Source organism: bacterium (genome assembly GCA_040757115.1).
Lineage (GTDB): Bacteria > UBA9089 > CG2-30-40-21 > CG2-30-40-21 > SBAY01 > JBFLXS01.
On sequence record JBFLYA010000022.1, the window covers coordinates 22,275 to 29,608 of the forward strand.

The window sequence follows — 7,334 nt, forward strand, 5'->3', positions numbered from 1 at the left end:
CACTATCTACCTTTTGGTTCCTCCCGCCATGGCAATCCTTTAACTTTAAGATATTCTTCCCATGTCCTTATCGATTTTGACATATCATATTTAGTATTGGCAAGTATAAGACAAACACCATCCGGGCTAAAGTTATACATATGTATCCAGAGCATCCTTGGCACATAAATTCCTTTTCCAGAGTCATCAAGCAAAAATGTCTTAACCTCCTCTCCATCTGACACATCCACCTTCAACGAGCCATGTATGCCAATTAATACCTGATCTGTATCTCTATGAGCGTGGCCACCCCTGGCTACACCTAATACTACCTGATGAACATAAAATACCCTGGCAATTTGGAAAGGAATATGCTCTTCACCCTCAATAGCAGTCAAACGACCTCTTTCATCTCTAACATCCTGAAATTTAATCCAATCAACTATTTCTAAATTCATATCATCTGATTACCAATTTCTAATACCTTTTCATATACTTTGATTGTGCCTTCAGCCATACTTTCCAAACTAAACTCTCTTACTGCTGTTTTTCTTCCTTCTTCTTCAATCTTTTTCTTTAATTTAGAATCCTGCTCTATCCTGATTATACTTTCACTTAGGCTCTTGATATCTCCTTTGGGCACAAGAATACCCTTTTCTCCATCTTTAATTACCGTTGGGACACTGCCAATATTAAAGATCACAAAGAGTTTCACAAAAGAGTCAAAGATTTTTGAGAGAATAAATTTTTCCCTTTATTTCTTTGTGTACTTTGTGGTTAATTTCAGAGACCATCTAATTTTCTTCGTGTCCTTCGTGTTCTTCGTGGTGAATAGTTACTCAAAATGTAAAATTATCTCTTTCCTTTCAGCGTTAAAATACTTGAAGCAAAGATATTACCAATTTGAAATTTGATTTGTAATTTTGCATTTTGATATTTATATTTGATATTTAATATTTATTTGTTGTCTCCCCCAAATCCTATTTTGCAGAACCCTAAATTATAATAATACTATATTTTACTTCATTTTGTCAAGAGGCTGACCGAGAATCTTTTAAAAATATCTTCTACTATTTTGGTAAAACCTACTAATAAAAAGTAACTATTCAGCCACAGATGGACACAGATGAAACACGGATTTTATTTTTTATCCGTGCTAATCCGTGGCTGAATAGTTACTAATCTTTTATGTGATCTAATTTATTTCTATGTCTTCTCTGTTTCTCTGCGTCTGTGCGGTAAATTACCACCTGAACGGTTACTATTTTTCAATCTCTGAGAAATTGGCTATTTTTAAAAATAAACCGGCTATCATCGCCAATAACGCCAGTCTGTTCTTTCGTAACTCCTTATCCTCAACCATCACCATGACCTCATCAAAGAAATTATCAATTGGTTGGCGAAGTTGGGCTAATGTCCATAGATAGTTTGAATAATCCTTTTTTATCAGATAAGATTCTAATTCTTCTTTAATCTTTAGATAAACAGCATAAAGATTTTTTTCAGAATCTTCTACAAATAATTCCTTTCTGACTTCTGATTTGTGAGTTTTGATTTCTGTTTTCACGATATTCATTGCTCGTTTAAAGGCAATAATTAGTGGTTCAAAGTCAGCGGTTTTAGAAAATTTTGATAAAGCATCAGCCCTCTGGAGCACATCCAGAATATCATCTACACCTACGGATAATAAGCCTTGAGCTTGACTTGAAGTTACTATCCCTGGTTGTGAAAACATACCATTTATCAATATATTTTGCAATCTCTGGGTTAAAAAGGTTAACACCTCAATCGCTACCTTTTCTTTATCTCTTTTTATCTTACCCTCTAATAAAATCAAGGCATAGTCAATTAATTCCCGTAAAGATAAGGGAGGAATAGATGGGGTTGCGGGAATTTTAAAAAACTCAGCCGCTAAAATATTAATTATTCCCTGTGCCTGTCTTCTAAGTGCATACGGGTCTTCAGAACCACTCGGGATTAATCCAACACTAAAACAACCCACGATTGAATCTATTTTATCAGCAAGGCTCACGATGCTTCCAGTTAGGGTTTGTGGTAAAACCCCATCTGCCGAAGTCGGTAAATAATGTTCCCAGATTGCTCTGGCAACATCTTTATCTTCACCCGAACTAAGGGCATAGTAATAGCCCATTATTCCTTGAAGTTTCGGGAACTCGCCAACTATTTCTGTGGATAAATCTGCCTTTGCCAGTAATGCCGCCCGACTTGCCTTTGCGGTATTCTCTGGGGCTATTTTTTTCGAGATAAACTCGGCTAATTTTACAATTCTAAGTGTTTTCTCATAAACCGTGCCCAAATCCTCCTGCCAGACCCTTTCTTTTTCCTCCTCTAACCGTGATTCTAATGAAATCTTCTTATCTTGACTAAAAAAGAAAAAAGCATCGGATAGTCTTGCCGAAAGCACCCGCTCATTCCCTGCACGAATAATATTGAGCGTATCCTTAGTCACCTTTTCAGGATTAGTATTGGCGATGACTAAGAAATTTGGCAAAAAGTTATTTTCTTTATCGACAAGATGAAAATACCGTTGATGTTCGCGCATTGCCGAAACTAATACCTCTGGTGGTAATTTTAAGGATTCTTTCGCAAAGTTTCCCACAACCATCGTTGGATATTCTACTAAATAGACAACCTCATCTAATAATTCATCAAGTTGCGGGGCAAGGCAATTATTATCTTCACAATATGCCTTTATCTCATTGAGAATCATTGCTCGCCTTTTCGCCTGGTTCACGATGACAAAATTTTCCTTGAGTTTATCTTCATATTCAGCCGGATGATTAATTTTAATCACCCGGTTCGATAAAAATCGATGTCCATAAGAAATATTATCTGATTTCATACCGCTGAGTTCAAATTTTAGTTTCTCTTCACCCAAAAGGGCTAATATCCAGCGGACAGGTCGGGCAAAATAGAAATTTTTATCCTGCCAATACATCGATTTCGGGAAGGAGATAGATTTGATAATTTCCAGGAGGATTTTAGTTAAAACCTCTTTAGTTTCCTTGCCTGGCATTGTTTTATGTGCCAGGATATAGATACCTTTTGGTGTCTCTTTAAATTTTAATTCTTCTACGGCGATTCCTTGACTTCTGGCAAAGCCTATCGCGGCTTGAGTAGGTTTTCCGTCGGTGTTAAAAGCCGCATTCTTAGGCGGACCAATTGTTTCTGAAACTAAATCCTTTTGTCTTGAGGCGACCTCCTGAACATACAGCACTAATCTTCTTGGTGTGCCATAACTAAAAATACCCTTCTGTTCAATTCTTTCTTCTTGAAAAGCCGTATTGGTCAGGTTTTTTAACTGCTCCAGCGCCGGGGGAATATATCTTGCAGGTATCTCTTCTGTGCCTATTTCTAACAACAAATCTTTATTCATTCTGAAGATATTTTACTATACTTTTATATTTCTGTCAATAAAAATCAAGTGATTATTGTAATGGGTGAGTTATTTGGGTGAATAGTTATACCCAAATAAATTGAGTTTGCAAATATTTTGCTCTAAAAAGGGATCAAGGATTCGAGTAACCGTTCACCGCAGAGACACAGAGACGCAGAGAAAAAATTAAAAACTATTTACCAGACGCAGAATTCCATCACGGATTTTCATCAGTGCAAGCTTTTGAGGACCGACATATCATGATTGATTAACAAATTTGGTTTTGATGTCCTATGTAGGACAATAATTGCATCAATAATCTTTTCTGTTATCTGATTTATTTCCATGTCTTCTCTGTTCCTCTGCGTCTCTGCGGTGAATTACCACCTGAACGGTTACGGATTCGAGGGGGCAAGGATTCAAGTGCTTGAAAAATAAGGTGTTCACTCGACCCCTGGATCCCTTGACCCCTTGAATCCTTTCAAGAAAGTTTTTGCAAACCTGTTTTCTTTGAGTATACTACCCATCATTCTTCAGAGTCTCTTTGAGCATTGCCAAAAGCCGATTAGTATCTATGGGCTTTTCTATCCAGCCATAGAAGCCCATCTTCAAGGCATCCTTAATTACTGATTTAAGTGGTTTATCCAGCATTAGCATAACCACGACATCCTGGTCGATTTTCCGAACCTCTCTAAATATCTCCAGACCATTCATATCAGGCAAACCATAGTCTAAGAGGATAATATCATACTCCTTCTCCCGGACGCGAGCGATAACTTCCTCTCCATTTTTAGCCTCATAGACGATATATTTTTTACCTTCAAGAAAAATCTTGAGTTCCTGTCGCATCCTTTCGACATCATCGGCAATAAGGACAACTCTCTTTTTAGATTTCAGCACGGATTCAATTTGTTCTAAAAGTTTCTCTATATCAAATGGTTTATGGATACAGGCATAAGCCCCTTCCTTAAGTGCTTGATTAATCAAATCTTCAACTGCAAATCCAGTCATCATCAGGACACGAACCCCTGGGATTATTTCTTTTATTTTCAGGAATACCTCCACACCGTTCATATCTGGTAGTCTGATATCGAGGAGGCAGAGGTTATATGTAGTTTTTCTGACTTTCTCTATTGCCTCATACCCGGATTGGGCATAGTCAACCTCATAGCCCGAAATCTCCAGAATTCGTTTTACGATAAATCCCAGGTCTTTTTCGTCATCAACAATTAATATTTTTGCCATTTTTGATGCTCCTCCCATTAAAAAATTGTAACTGTTCACCGCAGAGACGCAGAGAAACAGAGAAAATAAATCAGATAACAGAAAAGATTATTGAGACAATCTCTACAAATATATCGCTCCTCTGGAGCTAATTATGATTGATAGATGGATTCTTCTATAAACATGTCATTCCTACGGAACTGTTTTTATCGCCAATCTAAGATAAAGAAGTGTTACCCACAAATACTAACTTGACAAGGCACTATTGTCGTGTTGAACAAATAACGCACGGAATTTGATTTTGGTAACTGGTGATTGGTAACTGGTAATTAAATACCGTTCGGCTGAGCTCAGGACGAAACTATTTAACCAATTACCAGTTACCAGTTACCAATTATTCGTTTGCAGGTTATGAAATCTGATGATGCCCCGTGCAAAACTTACTCAACACGACAATAGTGAATCTGCAAATAGATTTTATTTTTTCTCTGCGCCTCTGCGTCTCTGCGGTGAATAATCTCTCCCTAAATCGGCAGAAATACCACAAATGTTGTTCCCTTCCCAACTTCACTCTCTACCTCTATCCTGCCCTGGTGTGCCTCAATTAAACGCTGGCAGATAGCCAGACCCAGACCTATTCCTTTGCCTCTGCTGGTATAAAATGGCTCGAATATCTTGCTTATATCCTCTCTGGATATGCCTTTGCCCATATCCGAGATGCCTATCTTGATAAAATCTCCCTCTCTTTCACTTTTTACCTTTAACTTTTTACTCTTAGCTTCTCTCATTGCCTCAACCGCATTCTTCACCAGATTAACCAGCACCTGACGAATGCGGTCAGAATCCACATTAATCTCCGGCAGGTCGCTGGCTAAATTTTGCGTTACCTCGATATTAAAAAGGAATTTTGTCGGGAGTTCCTTTATTGCCTCCTTGATTAATTCATTCACCTGGCACTTAGTCGTTTTCAACTCAAGTGGCTTTGAGAAATTCAGCAGGTCATTGATAAACCCGGTTGCTCTTCCTATGGCATTATCCATCTGCTGGATAGTCTGCTGGGCATCAATATCCTCTTTGTGAGTCATCTTCAGATAGTATAGTCCTGATTTGATGACCTGTAATGGATTTTTTACCTCATGAGCGGCCTCAGCGGCAATCTGGGCTGTGGCGGCTAATTTTTCTGTCTCTATCAGTTTTTTTTGTAACCTCTTTCGTTCGGTGATGTCGTGAAATATCCCCTGAATTGTTGGCTTTCCCTGAATTAAAGTCACAGAGGTGGTGATGCTCACCGGGATTATCTTCCCTGATTTAGTGATTACCTCTGCCTCATCATCAACCCAGCCCTTATGTTCGATATGTTTGCGAAACATCTCTGCGTAGTATTGTGCCTTTTCTGGTGGATGAACTGTGGTTTGATGTGAGCCTTTAATTTCGCTCTTTTCTTTCTCTAAAAGAACCTCCGCAGATTTGTTACACTCAAGTATTATACCTGTTTGCGGGTCTGCCCAGAAGATAGCATCCTTTGCGTTCTCAAAGGCTAACCTAAATTTCTCTTCGCTCTCCGCAAGTGCTTTCTCTGTCCGTTTGTGCTCCATAATCTCGTTTCTTAGTTCCACAGTTTGTTCTTCTACCAATTCCTCAAGGTGCTCGGTATGTTTTTCTAATTCTTCCTCCATCCATTTCTGCCTGGTGATGTCACGGGCAATACCAACCAGACCAATGATATTACCGTTATCCTCAAACTGAGGAACCTTTATTGCTTGAAACCAGTATTTTCTTCCATCCACATCGGTCATATGCTTGGTGATTTCTTGAGGTTTGCCAGTTTTGAAGACTGTCTGGTCATCTTCGACATTCTTTTTTGCTTCTTCTGGGTCTTGCATCAATTCAAAATCGTTTTTCCCAATTACTTCTTCACGGGAAAGACCAAAAGCCTCTAACGCCTTATTATTGGCAATAATATACCTGCTCTCTAAGTCTTTAAAGAAGATGGCATCATGAGCAGATTCCACCATAGATTGGTATAACTTTAGTCTTTCCTCTGATTGTTTCAGTTTTTGATGTGATAAGCATCCTTTAAGGGAAATAGTAAATTCAGAGATAATATCACAGAGTTGAGAAGGTTTTTCTTTTTCAAATGGAGTTTCTTTGGCTAATTTTAAGAATCCCAGATTGTTGAGGCTATAAACAGCAAAAGCCTCTTTTTCTATCTCTTTCTCGGTAACAACCTGAGAGAAATCAGGTTCACATGAGGCAACTGTCCAGAATTTTCTGCCTTCCAGGAGGGTAAAGAGGGGATGATTAAGGGGTAGTCTGGTCTCTTTCACTCGAAACTCTGGATAGGCATAGATTAAAGAGGCGTATTCCTTGTCCTCTTTATCCAGATATTCGTTTTTTATCCAGATTGAGGCAAATCCAAGATTTTGTCGAGACATAAGTGCCTTTAAGAATATGGCACAGTTTTCTTTTAAATCCAGGGACTTACCAATAGAAAGAGCCAACTCGTAAAGCATAAAAATATCTTTTAGGACTTTTGATTTATTATTCATCCAAAACCTCCTTACCATTTCTCGCCTGGAGTTCTGCAACACTAAGAAACTGTAGTTCTTAAGCGGGTATTCTCCAAAAATCAAAATGCAAAAAGCAAATATAAAAATTACATATCAAAATGTAAAATTATCTCTTTCCTTTCAGCGTTAAAATACTTGAAGCAAAGATATTACCAAATTCCTCC

At 38.1% G+C, this 7,334-nt stretch carries 5 protein-coding genes; all 5 read right to left on the reverse strand.

Annotation, left to right across the window (positions count from 1 at the left end; translation table 11 throughout):
• Positions 1–2 precede the first annotated feature (2 nt).
• The 5 genes from AB1422_03110 to AB1422_03130 all read right to left on the reverse strand — a co-directional run bounded on the left by AB1422_03110 (position 3) and on the right by AB1422_03130 (position 7,149).
• Positions 3–437 (reverse strand): FdtA/QdtA family cupin domain-containing protein, encoded by a 435-nt coding sequence (locus AB1422_03110; protein ID MEW6618334.1) that lies wholly within the window; start codon positions 435–437, stop codon positions 3–5.
• A complete protein-coding gene (locus tag AB1422_03115; GenBank protein MEW6618335.1) occupies positions 434–694 on the reverse strand; it encodes a glycosyltransferase in 261 nt (86 codons plus the stop codon). The genes AB1422_03110 and AB1422_03115 overlap by 4 nt, the downstream gene beginning before the upstream one ends.
• A gap of 546 nt (positions 695–1,240) precedes the next feature.
• Entirely contained in the window at positions 1,241–3,376 is a 2,136-nt protein-coding gene (gene glyS, locus AB1422_03120; protein MEW6618336.1) for a glycine--tRNA ligase subunit beta, read from the reverse strand.
• Between the two features lie 519 nt (positions 3,377–3,895).
• Positions 3,896–4,621: a response regulator gene (locus tag AB1422_03125; GenBank protein ID MEW6618337.1), complete on the reverse strand. Its 726-nt coding sequence runs from the start codon at positions 4,619–4,621 to the stop codon at positions 3,896–3,898.
• A gap of 503 nt (positions 4,622–5,124) precedes the next feature.
• Positions 5,125–7,149, reverse strand: a complete 2,025-nt coding sequence (locus tag AB1422_03130) for a PAS domain S-box protein (protein ID MEW6618338.1) — start codon at positions 7,147–7,149, stop codon at positions 5,125–5,127.
• Positions 7,150–7,334 lie beyond the last annotated feature (185 nt).

Coding starts and splice junctions, on each gene's coding strand:
- AB1422_03130 (MEW6618338.1), bottom strand. CDS start 7,149: ATGAATAATAAATCAAAAGTCCTAAAAGATATTTTTATGCTTTACGAG.
- AB1422_03110 (MEW6618334.1), bottom strand. CDS start 437: ATGAATTTAGAAATAGTTGATTGGATTAAATTTCAGGATGTTAGAGAT.
- glyS (MEW6618336.1), bottom strand. CDS start 3,376: ATGAATAAAGATTTGTTGTTAGAAATAGGCACAGAAGAGATACCTGCA.
- AB1422_03125 (MEW6618337.1), bottom strand. CDS start 4,621: ATGGCAAAAATATTAATTGTTGATGACGAAAAAGACCTGGGATTTATC.